Consider the following 19,328-nt stretch of genomic DNA (forward strand, 5'->3'; position numbering starts at 1 on the left):
CGGCTGGCAGGATTCGAACCCACGACCCCTTGGTTCGTAGCCAAGTACTCTATCCAACTGAGCTACAGCCGCACGCAGAAGCGAAATTATAGCAGGGTTGTATAAAAAGGGAAGCCTTATTCGCAAATTAGGTGCATGACCTTGCCGGGGCGCCCTTCGTGTACCCTTGGAGCATCAGTCATCCATGTTGAATCCGCATCATGAACAAGGCGTTTGTCAAAGAGTCGGACGGCGACGACGACGAGCTCGACCAGGCCCAGCCCGCGATTCCGGCTGGCTCGAAGAACTACATTACGCCGGCCGGCCACAAGCGGCTGAGGGACGAACTGCTGAACCTGATCGACGTCGAGCGTCCCGAGGTCGTGCGGCTCGTGTCCTGGGCCGCGTCGAACGGCGACCGGTCGGAGAACGGCGACTACATCTACGGCAAGCGGCGGCTTCGCGAGATCGATCGCCGCATCCGCTTCCTGACGAAGCGGCTCGATCTGGCCGAAGTCGTCGATGCGAGCCGGCAGGAGAATGTCGACCAGGTGTTTTTCGGCGCGACGGTCGATTACGAGACGCCGGACGGCGAGGATCACACGATCACGATCGTCGGGATCGACGAGGTCGATCTCGATCATGGGTGTGTCAGCTGGATCTCGCCGATTGCGAGGGCGCTGTTGAAGGCGCGCATCGGCGATACGGTTACGCTGCTGACCCCGCTCGGTCCCGAGCCGATCGACGTCCTCGATGTTCGTTATCCGGCCTCGGACAGCCGAATGTGAACCGCCACGTTGGCCTTCCGCCCGACCGGAGGTCCGCGAACACCAGCGTCCCGAAAAAAAAGCGCCTCGCGAGGCGCTTTTTTTCTGACGAAGCAGCGCCGGTTAGAAACGGTGCCGCAGGCCGGCGGTCACGGCGATCTGCTTGTTGGTCGACGAAGCGCCACCGAGGCCATTGACATAGGCGCCGATGCCCAGGCCGTCCGTGCTGACGCGCTGATACACGCCTTGCACATACACGTCGGTCCGCTTGGACAGTGCATAGTCGGTCTGCAGGTTGAACTGGTTCCAGCCCGGATGACGGCCGTCCAGGAAGCCGGCGGTATAGGTGTACGACCCGGCCAGCGACAAGGCCGGCGTGAGTGCGTAGCGCGCGTTCACTTCGTAGTTGTTGAAGCGGGCAAACGTGCCGTCGAGACCCAGACCGCTCGACACGCCCGAGGCACCCGCGGAGATGCCGAGGGCCCGGTTCACGCGCGATTGCGTGAACACGAAGCCGGCCGTTGCCGGGCCGAATGTGTAGTTCAGGCCGCCGCCGAACACGCGCTGACGCTTGCCGACGAACGTGTTGTCGCCTGCCACCGCGCCGCCGCTGTTGGTGACCGCGGCCGACGTGAGGCCCGTGATGTCATTGTTCAACTGCAGGTAGCCGGCGCCGATATTGAAGCCGGCGTAGGTGTACGACACGCCCGCGCTGTAGGCGCGATTGTTCGAGAACTGGTTGCTGTTCGAGAAGCCGTACAACGCGCCGAACTTCAGGCCGCCGTAATTGATGCTCGTATACTTGACGGCGTTATTGATCCGGAACGAATTGTTCAGGTTGTCGTTATCGAACGGGTGGGCAAACTGGGTGCCGCCGAATTGCGTACCGGTCAGCGACAGCGGCCCGATGTAGTCGACGACGCTATCGTATTGGCGACCGAGGGTGACGGCGCCGAACTGGTCATGAGACAGGCCGACGAACGCCTGGCGGCCGAATTCGCGGCCATTCTGGCCGAGCGTGCCGTTCGCGATGTTGAAGCCGTTTTCCAACACGAAGATCGCTTTCAGGCCGCCGCCGAGATCTTCCGTGCCGCGCAGGCCCCAGCGGCTGCCGTTGATCTGGCCGCTGCGTTCCGACCATGAGCTGTGGCCACCCTGGTTGTTGGTATAGGTGATGCCGGCGTCGATCAGGCCGTATAGCGTAACGCTGCTTTGAGCATGTGCTGCGGTAACGAATACACCCGACAACGCGGTGACGATCAGCGTTTTTTTCATGGAGCTGTCTCCAAACAGGATGATGTCGATCGAACCTGCTGCGGACTGGCATGTTTTGCTTGACGCTGCGGCCGGTCCGGCAGAGCGGCGGTGTGCTTATCAAAAAGCCATCTGCAGTGTACGGAGTGCGAGAAGCGGGGAAGGGGTACGCTTTAAGCAATAGTGTATTTTGGAATCCGCAAAGATTGGCGAATCGTCGCAAACGATTGCCCATCAAGGGTTTGCGGCAGTGCAGCGAAGAAAAATGGCGATCAGGACTACGTAACGGGCGTTGCGCGATTGCGACAGGCGGTCAGTAGGGTCAGTGGCAGGCGAGGATGGTCGCGGTCCGATTATTGACACATCGGCAATAGAGGTTTGTGTGGAGCATGGATAATGAAAGGTAGTTCTCTCGCTATACTGCGATCTCTGCTTTCCGAAGCAGACTTTTTCGTTGACGGAAAAGATCTCCAAACCTTTGTCGGCGCGACTTCCCAGTCGCGCTTTTTTTTTGCCCGGTCTTTCCGTGCGCTATTGCGCGTACGAGCGCCGCTTGCGCTTGGCCGCAGGCGCGGCCTCTTTGGCTTCGTTAGGGGGCGGCGTGTATGTCCAGTCTTCCATCACGTAGTGACGGGCATCGAGAGGCGATGCGAGCAGGTTCTGCCAGTGATCGCCGTGCCAGGTCGTATCGAATTCGGTGTCGCACGGCGCTTCGCGCGCGGACTCGGCCAGGGCGCGGGACTTGCGGCGTACGCGTCCGAGCCGGCTCGCGAAGCGCTTGATTCCGTCCAGCCACATGACCTTCTCCTTCCTTCCGGCGTTAAGTGAGCATCGCAATGTCCCCGGATTTCCGCAACCCGGAAAAAACCCGAGGATTTTACCGAGTCGATTTGTCCCCGGTAGGAATTTCATGGGTGAAATTATCTGGGCTCTGATCCCGGTAATATTGACAGGTTTTTGATGCGAATCAATTAATAAAAGACGATGGTGTACCGATTCCAATGGTATTAGCGCTTTTTTGATAAAACGATCGTCAAAAATTTCCTTGACGCACCCGGATTGTCCAATTTATAAAGTCAGCACTCCGTCCTCGGGCGGCGTGCTGGTAAAGGTGCTGGCGCAATGTTTCGGGATTTCGGGAAACGGCTATAAAAATAGCTTTTTTGATCTAATCGAGTGGGGAACGAAGACATGGATACCGGTATCGTGAAATGGTTTAACGATGCTAAAGGTTTCGGCTTTATTACGTCGGACAATGGCGGTGAAGATTTGTTTGCACACTTTTCCGAAATCAAGATGGACGGCTTCAAGACGCTGAAGGAAAACCAGCGCGTTTCGTTCGACGTCAAAGTCGGGCCGAAAGGCAAGCAGGCAGCGAATATCCAGGCGGTCTGACGCGCCACGCATTGCCGATCACGTCCGGCCCCCGCATTGCGGGGGCTTTTTGCTTTTCGGGGGCGGAACACGCCGGTTCGGGCTGGCCGCGAACCCGGATGCCGGTGCATACTCACGAAAGCATCGATTTCCAGTCTTTTCATGTCCGATTCCCCCCGTCCGTCCGATCCCGCCAGCGAACAACCGCTCGTTTTCGTCGACCTTGAAACCACTGGCGGCTCGCCCGCCGAACACCGCATCACCGAAATCGGCGTGGTCGAAATCGGCCCGCTCGGCGTGTCGACGTGGACGACGCTCGTCAATCCGGGGCAGTCGATTCCGCCGTTCATCCAGCAACTGACGGGCATTTCGGACGAGATGGTGCGCGACGCACCGTCGTTTGCGTCGCTGGCGCCGGGGTTGTTCGAGCGGCTCGACGGCAAGCTTTTCGTCGCGCACAACGCGAGCTTCGACCGCGGCTTCCTGCGAACCGAATTCGAGCGCGCCGGCTTCGCATTCAATCCCGATGTGCTGTGTACCGTGCGGCTGTCGCGGGCGCTGTTCCCGCGTGAATCGCGGCACGGCCTCGACGCGTTGATCGAACGCCACGGTCTCGTGCCGGCTGCGCGCCACCGGGCGCTGGCCGATGCGGACCTGCTCTGGCAGTTCTGGCGCCAGTTGCATGACATCGTGCCGCTCGAGCGACTGCGCGACCAGATCGCGCGCACGACGCGCCATTTCCGTCTGGGCGGCGACCTGACCGAAGCCTGGCTCGATACCGCGCCGGCCGGGTGCGGTGCGTACGCACTGTTCGGGGAGGAGGACGCGCCGCTGTATGTCGGCCGCAGTGTGCGTGTGCGGCAGCGGCTGCGTGCGCTGCTGACCGGCGAGCGCCGTTCGTCGAAGGAAATGCGGCTTGCGCAACAGGTGCGGCGTGTCGAGTGGCGCGAGACCGGCAACGAGCTGGGGGCGATGCTGGCCGAAGCGCAATGGATCGCCCGACTGCGTCCGTCGTACAACCGGCGCCCCGCAGCCGACCCCGCCCGTGCCGGCGGCGCGCCCTGGCCGTTCGAAGGTGCCGTTGCGTTCGAGGCGAGCGGAGAGCGTCGCCTGTTTCATGTGATCGATGGCTGGCGCTATCTCGGCGCGGCGGACTCGCTCGACGCGGCCGCGCGGCTCGCGGCCGACGGGACGGACGGCGCGTTCGAACCCTTCACCCACCGCCTGCTGCAGACGCATCTCGCGCGCGGCCTGCAACTGATTCCGCTTGTCGCGCTCACGCCCGCGGGGCAGGCGGGTTGATCAGGCGCGGTCGCGTGACTCGCGCCCGCCGCGTCAGCCGATCGCGCTTGCGCCGCCTGCCGAGCAGACGTGCGACAGCGCGGTGTCGAGTGCCTGCGTCTGCGTGGAGTCGTAGCGCGTGAGCGTCTTCCAGTTCGCGATGCTGCGCGCGAGCCGTGCCTGGCAATCAGGCGCATCGCGCAGCGGTCCAACCTGCGCGAGCCCCGCGAGCATTTTCTGCGTCAGCCGGTCGAGCGCCGGGCGCGTGCTGGTCGCGAGATCGGGTGGCGCGCCTTCCGGCGGCCGCGTCGTGCGCCACGTGGCGAACAGCGCGTTCTGCACATCCTTGCTCGCGGTGATCTGATCCTCGAAGAACGTCCGCGCGAATGCGGGATCGAGGCCGGCTTGTGCCGCGCGCTTCTCGACCGATTCGAGCAGCGCCGCTTCGCGCGGCCGGTCCTCGATTGCCTTGTGATTGGCCCATTTCCATCGCGCGACCGGTTCGGCGAGCGCAAGGCGCTGCGACGCGAGCGCGACGATGTTGGTGAGGGCGGTGTCGTCGCCGTCTGCAATGGCGACACGCGGAGACGAAAAGAGGGCGACGCCGAGCGCGGCGACAGCGAGGCTGGCACGAATGGCTTGCTTCATCGGAACGATCGGGAGACCCGGGCGGGCCGGAGGTGGAAAACCAGAAGGATAGACGAAGACAGTCGCGCGGCGTAGCGCAGCGACCGGAGAATCAGCAGGCGAGCTGATCCGGCACCGTCAGGCTGTTGCGGCCCGGGTGCGAGGCGAATTGCGCGCGATGCGCAGTGATGAACCGCACGATAGCGATGATCGACACGTGGCGGTTACAGAACCGAACAGGCGTTCACTTCGGCGAGTACAGCTTGTGCTGCTCGTCGAAGAATGCCCGCACGTGGTCGGGCAATTCGGCGAGGAATTCCACGCCGACGGGTTCCGGATCCGGGCTCATCACTTGCTCGGGCGGTGGCATGCGAGTTGGTCTTTCGTCCATGGTCATTTCTCCAGCAGGTTCGATGATTATCAACCTCGTGCTTGGATTTATGCCAGTGGCGAATCGTTAGATTTTGTCTCTGTTGTATTAACGGCACATGCGCTCTGACGCTCGCTGCGATGCCGACTATTGCATCGTGCGGAATCGGCAACAATCAGGCCGCTTGTTATACTTGCGCGCACTTTTTCTGGACCGCGATGAAACGAACGACGCGATGGATCGGCCTCGTATGGCTGGCGCTGGTACTGAACGTACTGTCGCCCGTCATCGGCTATGCGCGTCTTGCAACGAGCGGATCCGGCGAGCTCACGCTCGAGTTGTGCAGTGCAGCGGGCGCCCGCCAGGTCGTGCTCGCGCAGGCCGGCGACGATCACGATACGTCGTCGTTGGACCATGCCGGCGTGCCGCACTGCGTGTACTGCCCGGGCTTCGCGGCAAACGTGGCGCTCGGGTCGAGCCTGCCCGCGCTGCCGGGCTTCGTGCGGACGTTCGCCTACCGCGCGGCCGCGCCGGCCATTCCCGATTTTCCCCGCAAGGGCATCCGTCTCGCGCAGCCTCGCGCCCCGCCTGAAAACGCTCCGATCTGATTGATGTCGCTCGCGCGCCCCGGTGGCGCGCGTGCCGTCCGCGGCCCGGCCGCGTGCCGCGCCGTTCGTGCGCGGCGCGCGCGCGTGTCCGGCGGCGTCCGATCACGTTTTCAGGAATTCATTCATGTCCTTTCCCTTCGTCGCGCGGCCGTCGCGCGGCCGGCTCGCGCTCGCATGCGCGGCCGCATTCGCCTGGCCGGCCGCCCATGCGGCTTCAACGGACGATGCACGCGGCGCTGCCGCGCGCGGTGGCGTGGAGCGTCCCGCCGATGCCGCCGCCCCCGCTTCGGCCGTCGCGACCGTGCCGCCGGCGCCGGCCGGCGATACGCTGACCGCCGTCAGCGTGACCGCGCAGCGGCAACCGGTCGATCCGGATACGCCGGCCGTCGTCACCTCGATCACGCGCGAGCAGATCGAATCGCACACCAACGTCACGACCGAGGACGCGCTGAAGTACGCGCCGAACCTGATGGTCCGCAAGCGCTATATCGGCGACCGCAACAGCGTATTCGCGGGCCGCGACTTCAACGAACTGCAGAGCGCGCGGGGGCTCGTCTACGCCGACGGCCTGCTGCTGTCGAACCTGCTCGGCTCGAGCTACGCGTACCCGCCGCGCTGGTCGCTGATTCCGCCTGACGATATCGCACGCGTCGACGTGCTCTATGGCCCCTTTTCCGCGCTGTATCCCGGCAACTCGATCGGCTCGACCGTGCTGCTCACGACGCGCCGCCCGGAACAGCTCGAGGCGTCGCTGTCGACGCAGTTCTTCACGCAGCGCTACCACGACGGCTACGGATTCGCGGACAGCCTCGGCGGCAATCACCAGACCGCGCGGATCGCGAACCGTGTCGGCCGGTTCTGGTTTGCGCTGTCGCTCGACCGGCTCGAGAACAACGGCCAGCCGATGCAGTATGCGAGCCCCAATTCCGCGTACAACCCGAAGCTCGGCGCCGCCGTGCCCGTGACGGGGGCCGCGACCGACATCGGGCCCAACGGCCGGCCCCGGACGATCGTCGGCGCGCAGACGATCGAGCGGACCGAGCAGCTCAACGAGACAGTGCGGATGGGCTATGCGTTCACCGATCACGTCGATGCAACGCTCACGCTCGGGCATTGGGAGAACCATTACCGGCAGCATGGCGAAACCTTCCTGCGCGACGCGGCCGGCAACCCGGTCTACGGCGGCAACGTGTCGATCGGCGGCCAGAACATGACCGTCGCGCCGAACGCGTTCGCGCCGCAGCGCGGCGACCAGGAGAACTGGCTGTACGCGCTCGGTCTGAACGGCCGGCTCGATTCCGGCTGGCGCCTGTCGGGCGTCGTGTCCGCGTACGACGTGTCGCGCGACGTGCAGCGCTCGGCGTCGACCGTGCAGAGCGGCGCGGGCACGCTGTTCCAGGGCGACGGCACCGGCTGGCGCACGCTCGACCTGAAGGCCGAGGCGCCGGAAGTGAAGGGCCATACGTTCACGTTCGGCTATCACTACGACAACTACTTCCTGCGCAACGTCACGTACAACACGGCCGACTGGCTGGCCGGGCCGACCACGTCGCTGTCGAGCGTCTATCGCGGCGACACGCGCACGCAGGCGCTGTTCGGGCAGGACGCGTGGCGCTTCGCGCCGGGCTGGCTCGCGACGCTGGGGCTGCGCTACGAGCGGTGGGACGCGTACGGCGGTGCGCTCGGCAATGCAAGCGGCACGCTTGGCTATGCGGACCGCGGCGCGAATGCGCTGTCGCCGAAGGTTGCGTTGCAATGGGATGCGACCGACGTCTGGCGCTTCCGGCTGTCGTTTGCGACCGGCACGCGTTTCCCGACGGTCGGCGAACTGTTCCAGGGCACGATCTCGAACAACGCGATCGTCAACAACAACCCGAACCTGCGGCCTGAAAAGGCGATCGACTGGGATTTCACGGCCGAGCGCGACGTGGGCGTCGGCGTCGTGCGTGCCAGCGTGTTCCAGAGCGATCTGCGGGATTCGATCTACAGCCAGACGACGGTGTCGGGCGCGACGACGGTGACCAACATCTCGAACGTCGATCGCGTGCGCGTGCGCGGCGTCGAGCTCGCGTTCAGCGGCGAGAACGTCGGGCTGCGCGGGCTCAATCTCGACGCGAACGTGTCGGCGAGCAATGCGCAGATCCTCGCCGATGCGGCGAATCCCGCGTATGTCGGCTCGCGCTTTCCGCGGATTCCGCGCATGCGTGCGAACCTGCTCGCGTCGTATCGCTTCGACGAGCACTGGCTCGCGAGCGTCGGCGTGCGCTACTCGGGCCGCCAGTTCAACACGCTCGACAACAGCGACGTGAACCCGGACGTCTACGGCGGCACGAGCTCGTTCACGGTCGTCGACCTGAAGGCGCGCTACCGCCTCGACCGGCACTGGACCGCGTCGGTCGGCATCGACAACCTGACGGACCGCCGCTACTACGTGTTCCACCCGTATCCGGGCCGTACTTTCTATGGAGAACTGAAATGGTCGCTGTGAGATCGCTCGCGGCAGGCGGCGCGCTGTGGTTCGCGTTGCTGTCGCCAGCCGGTGCGCACGATGCGCACGACGTGCCGAAGGCCGCCGATTCGCACGCCGTGCACATGAGCACGCAGGCCGCGCCCGCGCAGCAGAAGCAGCCGCTCGCGACGGGGGCGACATTCGACACGCATCACCGGCTGTGGGTCGCGTGGGTCGAGGGCGTGCACGTTGTCGTTGCGCATTCCGACGACGCGGGCCGCACGTTGTCCGCGCCCGTGACCGTCAACGCGATGCCGGAGCCGATCTACACGAGCGCGGAGAATCGCCCGAAGATCGCGACGAGTCCGGACGGGCATGCCGTGTACGTGTCGTGGTCGATGCCGCTCGATGCGCCGTACACGGGCATGGTGCGCTTCGCGCGGTCACTCGACGGCGGCGCGACGTGGAGCGTGCCCGTGACCGTGCATCGCGACCGGCAGGCCATCACGCACCGCTTCGACATGATGGCCGTCGATCCGGCCGGCAACATCGCGATCGCGTGGATCGACAAGCGCGATCTCGTCGCGGCGAAAGCGGCGGGGCACGCGTATGAAGGTGCGGCCGTCTACTACACGGTATCGCGCGACGGCGGTGCATCGTTCGAAGCCGAGCGCAAGGTGACCGATCAGACGTGCGAATGCTGCCGCATCGCGATGGCGATCGATCCGGCCGGGCGCATCGAGGCCGCATGGCGCAACGTGTTTCCGGGGCAGATCCGCGATCATGCGCTTGCCGTGTTGCCTGTCGCCGCGTCGGAGCCGGTCGTACCGGTGCGCGCGACGTTCTCGAACTGGCACGTCGACGCGTGCCCCGAGCACGGTCCGGCGCTGGCGATCACGCCGGACGGCACGCGCCATCTCGCCTGGTTCGGCGTCGTCGACGGCCGGGCCGACGTGTTCTATTCGCGCATTGGCGCCGATGGCGAGCCGCGCGGCACGCCGTGGGCATTCGGCGCGAATCCCGCGGCGCCCGGCGAGCAGGCATCGCATGCGGCGCTCGTCGCGCGCGGCGACGTCGTGTGGCTCGCATGGAAGGCGTTCGACGGCGACACGATGCAGATCAAGCTGCGCCGGTCGGACGATCGCGGCGAGCACTGGTCGGCGCCGCGCGTGATCGCAGCGACGTCGGGCGCGAGCGACAACCCGCAATTGCTCGACGATGCGGGTCGCATTTATCTGTCGTGGCGCACGCGTAACGACGGCTATCGTCTGATCGCTTTGGAGGATGTGAAATGAAGCGGCTGATTGCGATGCTGGGCATCGTGCTTGCGAGCGTGCCTGCCTGGGCCGGCGGCGAACTGCAGCCACTGCGCGCGGCCGACGTCGCGCGTTTGTATGCGAGCGCGCACGAGCGGCCGCTGGCGATCGAGATCTGGTCGCTCGATTGCGGATACTGTCGCGAGAACGCCGCGCATCTGGTCGCGTGGCAGCGCCGTCATCCGGACGTGCAGCTCGCGATGGTCGCGATGGATGCGTATGACGACAACGGTGCGGCCATCTCGCAGGCGCTCGCGCAGATGAAATTGCCGCCGCAGGTCGCGCAGTATGCGAACGCGGAGCCGATGCCCGAACGTCTGTGCGCGGCGCTCGATGCGGGATGGAGAGGGGAGATGCCGCGCACCGTGTGGATCGGACGCGATGGCGCACGCGAAGCGCGCAGCGGATTGCTGACGGCCGACGTGCTCGACGGCTGGTTGCAGCGCACGAAACGCTGAACGGAGTGACGGCGCGCGGCGAACGGGCCGCGCGCCGGCCTGATGCGAAAACGCGCCCGAAGGCGCGTGGAGAGAAGCGTCAGGCCGCTCGCTTGAATAGCCGGATCACGAACAGCAGGATCACCGCGCCGACGACCGCGACGATCACCGAACCGATGAAGCCGCTGCCGACGCTGATGCCGAGCATCCCGGCGAGCCAGCCGCCGATCACTGCGCCGACAATCCCGACGATGATGTCGACGATCAGCCCGAAGCCGCCGCCCTTGACGAGCAAGCCGGCAAGCCAGCCGGCGATCGCACCGATGATGAGCCACATAATCAAGCCATGAGCCATGGTTTTCCTCTCCTTGAGTTGTGTCGAATGACCGGACGTCGGCAGCGTTGCCGCAAGCTGAATGAAGGCGGCATCGCGACCTGCCGCGCCGCCCACGCAATGTAACGCGATAGACGGGTCGGAATCGTTAAGTAATGTTATGCACCCTTAACCGGATTTTCCAGGGAATTCGTCTGCATACGGCGAGGCCCGTGCGCGGGTGATGCACGGTGAAATGAATATGTAATCAATGGCCGCCGGTGAAGCCGGTCGGCCATCAGCGTCATCGTCCGTGCGTCGATGCCTGCGTGCCCGCGTCGGGCAATCCGTCGCTTGCATCGGCGATCAGCCGTGCGACGGTCGCGGGCTCGCCGATCGCCTCGATCGACAGCAGGGCGAAGCGGGCGAGAAAGAGCGACGCATCGGCTTCACCGATCCGCGTCATCGTGCGGCACAGGTCGGTGTAGAGGGTGTCGCGTTCGGTGTCCGTCATCATGCGGTCTCCTGAGGATCGGTTGATGCGCACGGACGAAGTGCGCGTTCGAGCGCGGCGGCCACCTCGCTAGCGCGAGCGTCGTGCCAGCGGCCGACCACGTGGCCGTCTGGTCTTACGAGATAGACGGTGCCGTCACGCGCGCCGTACATGTCGAACAGCCGGCCGTCGTCGTCATGCCCGCCGCAGGCCGGTTGCTGCGGCGCCGCATGCCGTGCGAGCGTGACGAGCGCGAACGGCATCCGCGCAGCCTGCATGCGCCGTTCGAGATCGGCCAGCGCCGGATCGGGCACACCGTCGGACGTGAAGCAGAACGCGGTGAAGCGCGGGGCGACGAGATCGGTCAGGTGGCCGCGCTGCATGCCGCTGCCGTGCGCCGTATACCGCATCAGCGGACATTCGGCGAGCACCGTGCCGGGCGCGGGGCCGGCCGCGAACGCGTCGCGTTCGGCCGCGTTGAGCGACGACATCGCATAGGCGATGGCCGTCGTCTGGCGTGGATTGATCAGCGAACGCAGTGCCGGATGCCGGACCGCGAGCGACAGCACGGCCTTGCGCATCAGTTCGAACGCAAACGATGGCGGCGCCATGAACTCGGTGCTCTTCGTGCCGTAGCGGAGATTCTCGCGGGTCGCGAACACACGTTCGTCCGAGTAGCTGTCGAGCAGGGTGTCCGATGCGAGGCCGCGAATCACGTACGCGAGCTTCCATGCAAGGTTGTCGGCATCGTCGATGCCCGAGTTCGCGCCGCGCACGCCGAAGATCGGCACGAGATGCGCGGCATCGCCGCAGAACAGCACGCGGCCGTGCCGATAGCGTTCGAGCGTCAGCGCGTTCGCCTTGTAGATCGTGATCCAGATCGGCGACCAGTCGCCGCGCTCGCCCATCATGTCGAGCAGGTTCTGCACGCGCGGGATCACGTTCTCCGGCTTCACGGCCGCTTCGGCATCCTCATCGTCGCGCAACTGGTAATCGATTCGCCACACGTTGTCGGGCTGCTTGTGGACGAGCACCGTCGAGCCCGGGTTCGACGACGGATCGAAGTACGCAAGCCGTTCGGTCGGCCGGTCGCTGTCGAGCGCGATGTCGACGATCACGTAGCGGCCCTCGTAGCTCGTGCCCTGGAGCGACAGGCCGAGCGCTTCGCGCATCGTGCTGCGACCGCCGTCGCACGCGACGACCCAGTCGGCGTCGAGTGCGTAGCCGCCGAGTGGCGTGTCGACGTCGAGGCGGACACCGTCCGGCTGCCGGGTCACGCCGGTGACTTTCGCCTGCCAGCGGATCTCGATGAGTTCGGGGCGGCGCAGCGCGGCGTCGAGCAGGAACTGCTCGATGTGATACTGCGCGAGATTGATCATTGGCGGCAGCTTCTGGTTTTCGTCCTGCGGCATCGTGAAATGCAGCACTTCGTCGCGACGGTAGAAGCTGCGTCCGCCAGTCCACGGCAGCCCCGTGCGCAGGAAGCCGTCGAGCGCGCCGAGCCGCTCGATGATCTCGAGGCTGCGCCGCGAGATGCAGATGGCGCGGCTGCCGTGGCAGACCGCGTCGTCCGCCTCGATCAGCACGCTGCGGATGCCGTGGTTCGCGAGGCCGAGCGCGACGGCGAGGCCGACGGGGCCGCCGCCGACGATCGCCACGCGATGCCGGTGCGTATCGATACCGTCGTCGCAGGTCGGCAGATGCGCGGGATGGCGCTCGGCGACGAACGGGTAGGGCTTGAAGTCGATATCCATCGTTGGCTTCCAGGGGAGGGCGGTTCGACGTGCACGCGCGCCGGGGCAACGTGTGCAGGCAGTCGAAGCAGTATGGAAGCCGGGCGGGAATCCGCTGTCCCCATTCCGGGTACAGCAAGCCGACCGGGATTTACCCCGACGGGGTCATCGCAGGACGGTTCGGTTCAGGGTTGCAGGCAGAGCGCGAACAGCTGTCGCTGGCTCGAGATACCCAGGCGCCGGTATGCGCGTTTCTGGTACGTGACGACGCTCGACGCCTTCACGCCGATCGTTTCGCCGATCTCGTGCGCGGTCTGGCCTTCGAGCACGCCGCGCAGCACGTCGAGTTCGCGCTTGGACAACGCCGGGCATGCGCTGCGTAGCCGCGCGAGCATCAGTTGCGGGATACCGATCTGCGCGGCACCGGCGAGCGCGTAGTGATGCTTTGCGGCCTGCGCGATCAGCGGCGCGAGCGCTTCGATCTCCGCGATCTCACGCGGCTGGAACGCACCGCTGCGATGCGCGCGGTACAGGTTGATCGACAGCCAGCTTGCATCGTTGGGCTGCATCAGCAGCGATAGCCGGTCGGACACGTCGGGGCCGCGATAGCACGCCGCGCGATACGCTTCATGATCGATCTCGTCGCCGGCCTGCTGGTGCAGCAGCAGGTCGTGGCGGCGCGCGCCGCGATGCGCGCTCGACACGATCTTCTGGTTGCCGTCGAGCGCGTAGAAATGTCGCGCGTAGGTATCGGCGATGTCGCGCAGGTAACGGCCGCCGCGATGATCGGCGACGGATAGCGTGCGCGGGCGGTTGCCGAACTCGTACGCGAAGATCGTGCATTGCGTGACCGACAGCGCGTCGTCGAACAGTTTCAGCACTTCGGCCGCGAATGCGTTCGGTTCGTTGCCGCCGATCGCGGCGACGAGGCGCGTCGCACGCGATACATCCAGTTGCCCGGTGAGGTTCGGTCGCTCGAGACGCCAGGTGCGCATGATGCTCGGAAAGGGCGGAGTGGTCCGTCGATTGTAATCGGCGGGGTACGGCGCGGGAGTCGGGTGATGCCCGCAAGCGGAGCGGACGCGGGCAGCAGGAGGGCCGCGCACGATTCGGCGCCCGGAATGAGAAAAGGGCTGACAAGCATGCTTGTCAGCCCTTTATAACTTGGTGCCGGAGATAGGAGTCGAACCTACGACCTTCGCATTACGAATGCGCTGCTCTACCAACTGAGCTACACCGGCATCAGAGAAACGAAATTATAAGGTGAAATCTGAGACCTTGGCAATAGGTTTTGCGAATTTTTTTCAGCTTGCTGCTGCTGTTTCGCGAAACTCATCGACTCGGCAAACTTCCCGCTTCGTTTCACTGCGATGCGACCCGTTGGGGTCACATCGAGAGGCGCGATTGTACGTACGTCGCGCGACACTGTCTAGTGCTGCGGTGCAAATTTATTGCTTTTCTTCGTGGTAGCCCGTCACGCGCTCGACTTCGTTCTTCGAACCGAGGAACACGGGGACGCGCTGATGCAGGCCCGTCGGCTGCACTTCCATGATGCGCTGCGTGCCGGTCGTCGCGGCACCGCCTGCCTGTTCGACGATGAACGACATCGGGTTCGCTTCGTACATCAGGCGCAGCTTGCCCGGACGATCGGGCGTGCGCTTGTCGGCCGGGTACATGAAGATGCCGCCGCGGTTCAGGATCCGGTGCACGTCGGCCACCATCGATGCGATCCAGCGCATGTTGAAGTTGTCGCCGCGCGGGCCGTCCTTGCCGGCGTTCAGTTCGTCGACATAGCGCTTGACCGGGTCGTACCAGTGACGCGCGTTCGATGCGTTGATCGCGTATTCGCGCGTGTCGGCCGGGATCTGCATGTTGCTTTGCGTGAGCACCCACGAGCCGACTTCACGGTCGAGCGTGAAGCAGTTCACGCCGTTGCCGGTCGTCAGCACGAACACCGTTTGCGGGCCGTACACGGCGTAACCGGCGGCGACCTGCTCCGTGCCGGGCTGCAGGAACGATTCCTCGGTTGCCTGCTTGCCGTCCGGGCAGCGCAGCACCGAGAAGATCGTGCCGATCGACACGTTCACATCGATGTTCGACGAGCCGTCGAGCGGATCGAACACGAGCAGGTATTCGCCGCGCGGGTAGTTCGCCGGGATCGGGAAGAACGTTTCCATTTCTTCCGATGCCATCGCGGCGAGGTTGCCGCCCCATTCGTTCGCGTCGAGCAGGATCTCGTTCGACAGGATGTCGAGCTTCTTCTGCACTTCGCCCTGGACGTTCTCGCTGCCGGCGGTGCCGAGCGCTTCGCCGAGCGCGCCCTTCGACACGTTGTAGCTGATCGCCTTGCACGCGCGTGCGACGACTTCGATCAGCAGGCGCAGGTCGGCGGGGAGGTTGTTGGTCTCACGTTGCTGTTCGATCAGGAACTTCGACAGCGTGGTGCGGCGGGCAATGGACATGACAGACTCCAGAAGGCCAAAGAATCCTTGAATGGTCGCAATTTTACCCGCCGCGCCTCCCGTGCCGCCGGGTTTTTTCGTCCGGTTACATGGCCGGGCGGCCGAACCGGCCCGGTTTCCGCTGGTGGAAACCGGTGGGGCGGGCTTTGCCGCAATGGCAGCCGGCGCGGTCGGATCCCGCGATTGCGCGCGGTTCCGGCAGTCTTCACACCATAAAAAAAGCCGGTGCCGCGACGGGCGGCACCGGCTGTATCGCGCGGGCGCGATGCGGGCGATGGCGTTACGCGAGCGCCTTCTCGACGATCTCGCGCACGTCGCGCGATTTCGCGCCGGCGGCGACCTGCTCGAGTGCTTCGCGCATCCGGTCGCGCAGCGCCGGCGTGAAGCGGCGCCACAGTTCGAGCGAGCGGGCGAGGCGTGCCGCGACCTGCGGGTTGACCGCGTCGAGCGCGAGTACCTGTTCGGCCCAGAACGCGTAACCCGAGCCGTCCGCCGCGTGGAATTGCGCGGGGTTGGCCGCGCAGAAGCTGAAGATCAGCGAGCGTGCGCGGTTCGGATTCTTCAGGTTGAACGCCGGGTGCGCGAGCAGCTTGCGAACCTTCGCGAGCGTCGGCTGCGCGAGCGTGCCGCGTTGCGCCGCCTGCATCGCGAACCACTTGTCGATCACGAGCGCTTCCTTCTCGAAGCGACGATAGAAATCGTCGAGCGCGTGTTCGGCCGGTTCGTTCGCGCCGGTAGCCGCGGCGGACAGCAGCGCGCCGAGTGCAGCCGCGCGATCGGTCATGTTGTTCGCCGCATCGTATTGCGCGGTCGCGAGGCGCACCGCATCGGCCGGATCCTCGAGTTCGGCGAGATACGCGAGCGCGAGGTTCTTCAGCGCGCGGCGGCCGGAGGCCTCCGGCGTCGGTTCGTAGGCGCCGGGCGTCTGGTGCTGCTCGTATGCGGCGAGCCAGTCGGCGCGCAGTGCGGTGGCGAGCCGGCGGCGCACGAACTGGCGCGCGCGATGCACGGCGGCCGGATCGGCTTCCGCCATCTGGTCGGCGAGGTAGGTTTCCGACGGCAGCGTCAGCGCGAGTTCACGGAACGCCGGCGACAGCGTTGCGTCGGTCAGCACACGGCGGAATGCGGCGACGAAGTTCTCGCCGAGCGTGAGCGGTTCATTCGCGGCCGCACGCGCGGCGAGCGTCAGCAGTGCGCGCGTGGCGAGACGCTGGCCGGCTTCCCAGCGGTTGAACGGATCGCTGTCGTGCGCGAGCAGGAATGCGAGGTCGTCGTCGCTGTAGTCGTACTCGACGATCACCGGCGACGAGAAGTTGCGCAGCAGCGACGGCAGCGGTTGTTCCGGTACGTCGACGAACGTGAAGGTCTGCTCGGTATCGGTGAAGTCGAGCACGCGCGTCGTGCCCGCAGCGGCGGCTTCGCCGTCGAGACGCAGCGGCAGGTCGCGGCCGTCGCGGCCGATCAGGCCGATCGCGAACGGGATCAGCAGCGGGCCTTGTTGCGTTTCGCGCGCGGCCGGCGACCCGTCGCCGTAGCCCTGCGCGAGCGTGACCGTATAGCGGCGTGCGGCCGCGTCGTACGCGGTACGCACCGACACGCGCGGCGTGCCGGCCTGGCTGTACCAGCGCTCGAACTGCGCGAGGTCGCGCCCGTTCGCGTCGGCCATCGCGTGACGGAAGTCGTCGCAGGTCACCGCGTGCCCGTCGTGCCGCTTGAAGTACAGGTCCATCCCCTTGCGGAAGCCGTCGCGGCCGAACAGCGTCTGGTACATCCGCACGACTTCCGAGCCTTTCTCGTAGACGGTCATCGTGTAGAAGTTGTTGATCTCGACGTAGCTCTCCGGGCGCACCGGGTGCGCCATCGGGCCCGCGTCCTCGGCGAACTGCAACTGGCGCAGCACGCGCACGTCCTCGATGCGCTTGACCGCGCGGGCCGCCGATTCGAGGTCGTCGCCCGCGGCCATGTCGGCCGAGAATTCCTGGTCGCGGAACACCGTCAGGCCTTCCTTCAGGCTCAGCTGGAACCAGTCGCGGCAGGTCACGCGGTTGCCGGTCCAGTTGTGGAAGTACTCGTGGCCGACCACCGATTCGATGTTCGCGAAGTCGGTGTCGGTCGCGGTTTCGGGGTTCGCCAGCACGTACTTCGTGTTGAAGATGTTGAGCCCCTTGTTTTCCATCGCGCCCATGTTGAAGTCGCCGACCGCGACGATCATGAAGCGGTCGAGATCGAGCTCGAGGCCGAAGCGCTTCTCGTCCCAGCGAATCGAGTGGATCAGCGAATCCATCGCATGACGCGTCTTGTCGAGATCGGCCGGCTCGACCCACACCTGCAGCAGCTTTTCCCTGCCCGAGCCGGTCGTGATCTTCTCCTCGATCGCGACGAGCTTGCCCGCGACCAGCGCGAACAGGTAGCTCGGCTTGCGGAACGGGTCTTCCCACTTCGCGAAGTGGCGGCCGTCGGGCAGGTCGCCCGAGTCGACGAGGTTGCCGTTCGACAGCAGCACCGGGTAGGCGGCCTTGTCGGCGCGCAGCGTCACCGTGTACGACGCCATCACGTCCGGGCGATCGAGGAAGTAGGTGATGCGGCGGAACCCTTCGGCTTCGCACTGCGTGAAGAAGTTGCCGCTCGACACATAGAGGCCCGACAGCGTCGTATTCTGGTCGGGTGCGCATGCGCTTTCGAGCGTGAGCTCGAAAGCTTCGGGGACGTTCTCGACGGTCAGCCCGTGTTCGTGCGCACGCACGGCGCCGTGCGGCGCACCATCCAGCCATGCGCCGACGAATTCGAGCGCTTCGCCCATCAGCTCCAGGTGCGGCGCGGGCGCGGCGTCCGGATTGCGGCGCACGCGCATCGTATTCCTGACGATCGTGCGGGCCGGCGCGAGATCGAATTCGAGCGCGACGGAATCGATGAGGAAGGCCGGCGGCGTGTAGTCGGCGCGGCGGATCACGGTGGAGGAGGCGTTGTCGGACATGGTCGTCGAGATCGGTGGAGTGGGGACGGGCCGGCGGCACGGGCCGGGCGAACCGGGCCATTGTACAAAGGCTGGCGGCTGCGTGCCGGGCGAACTTTTTACCGGTTCCGGGAGTCCGCGTATTATCGGCATCCCGTTACGGTTCGCGCGGTGCGACGAACGGGTGACGGATCGAAGAGGATCAACATGAAACGCGAATGGATTCAACGCGGTGCGGGCTGGGCGGCGGTGCTGTGCGTGGCGCTGCTGACCGGCTGTACCAGCTACGTGACGACCCAGGTCACGGCCTTCTCCGACTGGAGCGGCAGCGACGCGACACGCACCTATGCGTTCACGCGCACCGATGCGCAGAAGAACAGCATCGAGCAGTCGACCTACGAGCCGATCGTCGCGAACGAACTGTCCACGTATGCGTTCCGGCAGGTGCCGCAGGCGCAGGCGCGGTATCTCGTCGGGCTGACCTATGCGGTCGGCAGCGATCTCGTGACGGTGCCGCAGCCCGTCTATTACGATCCGTGGTTCGCGCCGGGGCCGTACTGGCGGCGCGGGCCGTGGGGCCCGTGGGGGCCCTGGGGGCCGATGCCGGCCGGCTACGTCGCGCAGACGTACCAGGTGTTCGACTACACGCTCGGTATCCGCATCACCGAGCGCGCGACGGGCAAGGAGGTCTACAACGTGTCCGCGCGCACGACCGGCGACAACGGCACGCTGCTGTACGCGATGCCGTTCCTCGCGCGCAGCGCGCTCGCCGACTTCCCGCTGTCGAACGGCGCGGTCCGCTCGGTCCGGCTGCCGGTCGACAAGCGCGGCGGCCCGGCGGCGCCGGCTGCCAACGAGCGCGCGGTGCCGGCGGCGCCCGCTTCGGGTGCGGCCGCCGCGAAGTAACGCGGC

At 65.7% G+C, this 19,328-nt stretch carries 18 protein-coding genes and 1 tRNA gene; 8 read left to right on the forward strand and 11 right to left on the reverse strand.

Annotated features, from left to right (window positions below; translation table 11 throughout):
• Nucleotides 1–200: 200 nt before the first annotated feature.
• Nucleotides 201–767, forward strand: coding sequence for a transcription elongation factor GreB (greB, locus tag BDI24065_RS31410; RefSeq protein ID WP_175034487.1), 567 nt, complete (start codon nucleotides 201–203; stop codon nucleotides 765–767).
• Between the two features lie 102 nt (nucleotides 768–869).
• Here the strand turns inward: greB and BDI24065_RS31415 are convergent, their stop codons facing one another.
• Nucleotides 870–2,021, reverse strand: coding sequence for a porin (locus BDI24065_RS31415; RefSeq protein WP_175034488.1), 1,152 nt, complete (start codon nucleotides 2,019–2,021; stop codon nucleotides 870–872).
• A 510-nt stretch (nucleotides 2,022–2,531) separates the two neighbouring features.
• Nucleotides 2,532–2,798: a hypothetical protein gene (locus tag BDI24065_RS31420; protein WP_043181783.1), complete on the reverse strand. Its 267-nt coding sequence runs from the start codon at nucleotides 2,796–2,798 to the stop codon at nucleotides 2,532–2,534.
• A 393-nt stretch (nucleotides 2,799–3,191) separates the two neighbouring features.
• Between BDI24065_RS31420 and BDI24065_RS31425 the strand changes: the two genes are divergently transcribed.
• Together BDI24065_RS31425 and BDI24065_RS31430 are read left to right on the forward strand one after the other, a co-directional pair.
• Entirely contained in the window at nucleotides 3,192–3,395 is a 204-nt protein-coding gene (locus BDI24065_RS31425; RefSeq protein WP_011351289.1) for a cold-shock protein, read from the forward strand.
• A gap of 141 nt (nucleotides 3,396–3,536) precedes the next feature.
• On the forward strand, nucleotides 3,537–4,676 hold the full coding sequence (locus BDI24065_RS31430; RefSeq protein ID WP_175034489.1) for an exonuclease domain-containing protein: 1,140 nt from the start codon (nucleotides 3,537–3,539) through the stop codon (nucleotides 4,674–4,676).
• Between the two features lie 33 nt (nucleotides 4,677–4,709).
• Here the strand turns inward: BDI24065_RS31430 and BDI24065_RS31435 are convergent, their stop codons facing one another.
• Nucleotides 4,710–5,303, reverse strand: coding sequence for a chorismate mutase (locus BDI24065_RS31435; RefSeq protein WP_175034490.1), 594 nt, complete (start codon nucleotides 5,301–5,303; stop codon nucleotides 4,710–4,712).
• Nucleotides 5,304–5,526: 223 nt separating this feature from the next.
• The gene (locus BDI24065_RS31440) at nucleotides 5,527–5,673 is read right to left on the reverse strand and encodes a hypothetical protein (protein WP_006756195.1); all 147 of its coding nucleotides are present in this window, start codon (nucleotides 5,671–5,673) and stop codon (nucleotides 5,527–5,529) included.
• A 197-nt stretch (nucleotides 5,674–5,870) separates the two neighbouring features.
• Between BDI24065_RS31440 and BDI24065_RS31445 the strand changes: the two genes are divergently transcribed.
• The 4 genes from BDI24065_RS31445 (at nucleotide 5,871) to BDI24065_RS31460 (ending at nucleotide 10,483) form a co-directional block, all read left to right on the forward strand.
• On the forward strand, nucleotides 5,871–6,260 hold the full coding sequence (locus BDI24065_RS31445; protein ID WP_175034491.1) for a DUF2946 domain-containing protein: 390 nt from the start codon (nucleotides 5,871–5,873) through the stop codon (nucleotides 6,258–6,260).
• Nucleotides 6,261–6,384: 124 nt separating this feature from the next.
• Nucleotides 6,385–8,748, forward strand: a complete 2,364-nt coding sequence (locus tag BDI24065_RS31450; protein WP_175034492.1) for a TonB-dependent receptor — start codon at nucleotides 6,385–6,387, stop codon at nucleotides 8,746–8,748.
• Nucleotides 8,736–10,004, forward strand: coding sequence for a sialidase family protein (locus BDI24065_RS31455; protein ID WP_175034493.1), 1,269 nt, complete (start codon nucleotides 8,736–8,738; stop codon nucleotides 10,002–10,004). Before BDI24065_RS31450 ends, BDI24065_RS31455 begins: the two co-directional genes overlap by 13 nt.
• Nucleotides 10,001–10,483 (forward strand): TlpA family protein disulfide reductase, encoded by a 483-nt coding sequence (locus BDI24065_RS31460; protein ID WP_175034494.1) that lies wholly within the window; start codon nucleotides 10,001–10,003, stop codon nucleotides 10,481–10,483. The genes BDI24065_RS31455 and BDI24065_RS31460 overlap by 4 nt, the downstream gene beginning before the upstream one ends.
• 79 nt (nucleotides 10,484–10,562) lie before the next feature.
• On the opposite strand, the gene BDI24065_RS31465 is transcribed toward BDI24065_RS31460, so the two are convergent.
• The 7 genes from BDI24065_RS31465 to pepN all read right to left on the reverse strand — a co-directional run bounded on the left by BDI24065_RS31465 (nucleotide 10,563) and on the right by pepN (nucleotide 18,437).
• On the reverse strand, nucleotides 10,563–10,817 hold the full coding sequence (locus tag BDI24065_RS31465; protein ID WP_041492772.1) for a GlsB/YeaQ/YmgE family stress response membrane protein: 255 nt from the start codon (nucleotides 10,815–10,817) through the stop codon (nucleotides 10,563–10,565).
• Between the two features lie 262 nt (nucleotides 10,818–11,079).
• Nucleotides 11,080–11,292, reverse strand: coding sequence for a hypothetical protein (locus tag BDI24065_RS31470; RefSeq protein WP_175034495.1), 213 nt, complete (start codon nucleotides 11,290–11,292; stop codon nucleotides 11,080–11,082).
• Nucleotides 11,289–13,022, reverse strand: a complete 1,734-nt coding sequence (locus tag BDI24065_RS31475) for an FAD-dependent oxidoreductase (protein WP_175034496.1) — start codon at nucleotides 13,020–13,022, stop codon at nucleotides 11,289–11,291. The genes BDI24065_RS31470 and BDI24065_RS31475 overlap by 4 nt, the downstream gene beginning before the upstream one ends.
• 164 nt (nucleotides 13,023–13,186) lie before the next feature.
• Entirely contained in the window at nucleotides 13,187–13,996 is an 810-nt protein-coding gene (locus BDI24065_RS31480) for a helix-turn-helix transcriptional regulator (RefSeq protein ID WP_175034497.1), read from the reverse strand.
• Between the two features lie 170 nt (nucleotides 13,997–14,166).
• Nucleotides 14,167–14,242 (reverse strand) — tRNA-Thr (locus tag BDI24065_RS31485).
• A 207-nt stretch (nucleotides 14,243–14,449) separates the two neighbouring features.
• Nucleotides 14,450–15,463, reverse strand: a complete 1,014-nt coding sequence (locus tag BDI24065_RS31490; protein WP_175034498.1) for a class 1 fructose-bisphosphatase — start codon at nucleotides 15,461–15,463, stop codon at nucleotides 14,450–14,452.
• 280 nt (nucleotides 15,464–15,743) lie between these two features.
• A complete protein-coding gene (pepN, locus tag BDI24065_RS31495) occupies nucleotides 15,744–18,437 on the reverse strand; it encodes an aminopeptidase N (RefSeq protein ID WP_175034499.1) in 2,694 nt (897 codons plus the stop codon).
• A 186-nt stretch (nucleotides 18,438–18,623) separates the two neighbouring features.
• Between pepN and BDI24065_RS31500 the strand changes: the two genes are divergently transcribed.
• The gene (locus tag BDI24065_RS31500) at nucleotides 18,624–19,322 is read left to right on the forward strand and encodes a DUF4136 domain-containing protein (protein WP_174934502.1); all 699 of its coding nucleotides are present in this window, start codon (nucleotides 18,624–18,626) and stop codon (nucleotides 19,320–19,322) included.
• Nucleotides 19,323–19,328: the final 6 nt, after the last annotated feature.

It is taken from the genome of Burkholderia lata (assembly GCF_902499025.1).
In the GTDB taxonomy this organism is placed as follows: domain Bacteria; phylum Pseudomonadota; class Gammaproteobacteria; order Burkholderiales; family Burkholderiaceae; genus Burkholderia; species Burkholderia lata_C.

What these genes read in the sequence shown, in the direction of transcription:
- BDI24065_RS31475 (WP_175034496.1), bottom strand. Translation starts at nt 13,022, where the DNA reads ATGGATATCGACTTCAAGCCCTACCCGTTCGTCGCCGAGCGCCATCCC.
- BDI24065_RS31480 (WP_175034497.1), bottom strand. Translation starts at nt 13,996, where the DNA reads ATGCGCACCTGGCGTCTCGAGCGACCGAACCTCACCGGGCAACTGGAT.
- BDI24065_RS31455 (WP_175034493.1), top strand. Translation starts at nt 8,736, where the DNA reads ATGGTCGCTGTGAGATCGCTCGCGGCAGGCGGCGCGCTGTGGTTCGCG.
- BDI24065_RS31425 (WP_011351289.1), top strand. Translation starts at nt 3,192, where the DNA reads ATGGATACCGGTATCGTGAAATGGTTTAACGATGCTAAAGGTTTCGGC.
- BDI24065_RS31415 (WP_175034488.1), bottom strand. Translation starts at nt 2,021, where the DNA reads ATGAAAAAAACGCTGATCGTCACCGCGTTGTCGGGTGTATTCGTTACC.
- pepN (WP_175034499.1), bottom strand. Translation starts at nt 18,437, where the DNA reads ATGTCCGACAACGCCTCCTCCACCGTGATCCGCCGCGCCGACTACACG.
- BDI24065_RS31500 (WP_174934502.1), top strand. Translation starts at nt 18,624, where the DNA reads ATGAAACGCGAATGGATTCAACGCGGTGCGGGCTGGGCGGCGGTGCTG.
- BDI24065_RS31470 (WP_175034495.1), bottom strand. Translation starts at nt 11,292, where the DNA reads ATGATGACGGACACCGAACGCGACACCCTCTACACCGACCTGTGCCGC.
- BDI24065_RS31420 (WP_043181783.1), bottom strand. Translation starts at nt 2,798, where the DNA reads ATGTGGCTGGACGGAATCAAGCGCTTCGCGAGCCGGCTCGGACGCGTA.
- greB (WP_175034487.1), top strand. Translation starts at nt 201, where the DNA reads ATGAACAAGGCGTTTGTCAAAGAGTCGGACGGCGACGACGACGAGCTC.
- BDI24065_RS31445 (WP_175034491.1), top strand. Translation starts at nt 5,871, where the DNA reads ATGAAACGAACGACGCGATGGATCGGCCTCGTATGGCTGGCGCTGGTA.
- BDI24065_RS31490 (WP_175034498.1), bottom strand. Translation starts at nt 15,463, where the DNA reads ATGTCCATTGCCCGCCGCACCACGCTGTCGAAGTTCCTGATCGAACAG.
- BDI24065_RS31465 (WP_041492772.1), bottom strand. Translation starts at nt 10,817, where the DNA reads ATGGCTCATGGCTTGATTATGTGGCTCATCATCGGTGCGATCGCCGGC.
- BDI24065_RS31450 (WP_175034492.1), top strand. Translation starts at nt 6,385, where the DNA reads ATGTCCTTTCCCTTCGTCGCGCGGCCGTCGCGCGGCCGGCTCGCGCTC.
- BDI24065_RS31460 (WP_175034494.1), top strand. Translation starts at nt 10,001, where the DNA reads ATGAAGCGGCTGATTGCGATGCTGGGCATCGTGCTTGCGAGCGTGCCT.
- BDI24065_RS31435 (WP_175034490.1), bottom strand. Translation starts at nt 5,303, where the DNA reads ATGAAGCAAGCCATTCGTGCCAGCCTCGCTGTCGCCGCGCTCGGCGTC.
- BDI24065_RS31440 (WP_006756195.1), bottom strand. Translation starts at nt 5,673, where the DNA reads ATGGACGAAAGACCAACTCGCATGCCACCGCCCGAGCAAGTGATGAGC.
- BDI24065_RS31430 (WP_175034489.1), top strand. Translation starts at nt 3,537, where the DNA reads ATGTCCGATTCCCCCCGTCCGTCCGATCCCGCCAGCGAACAACCGCTC.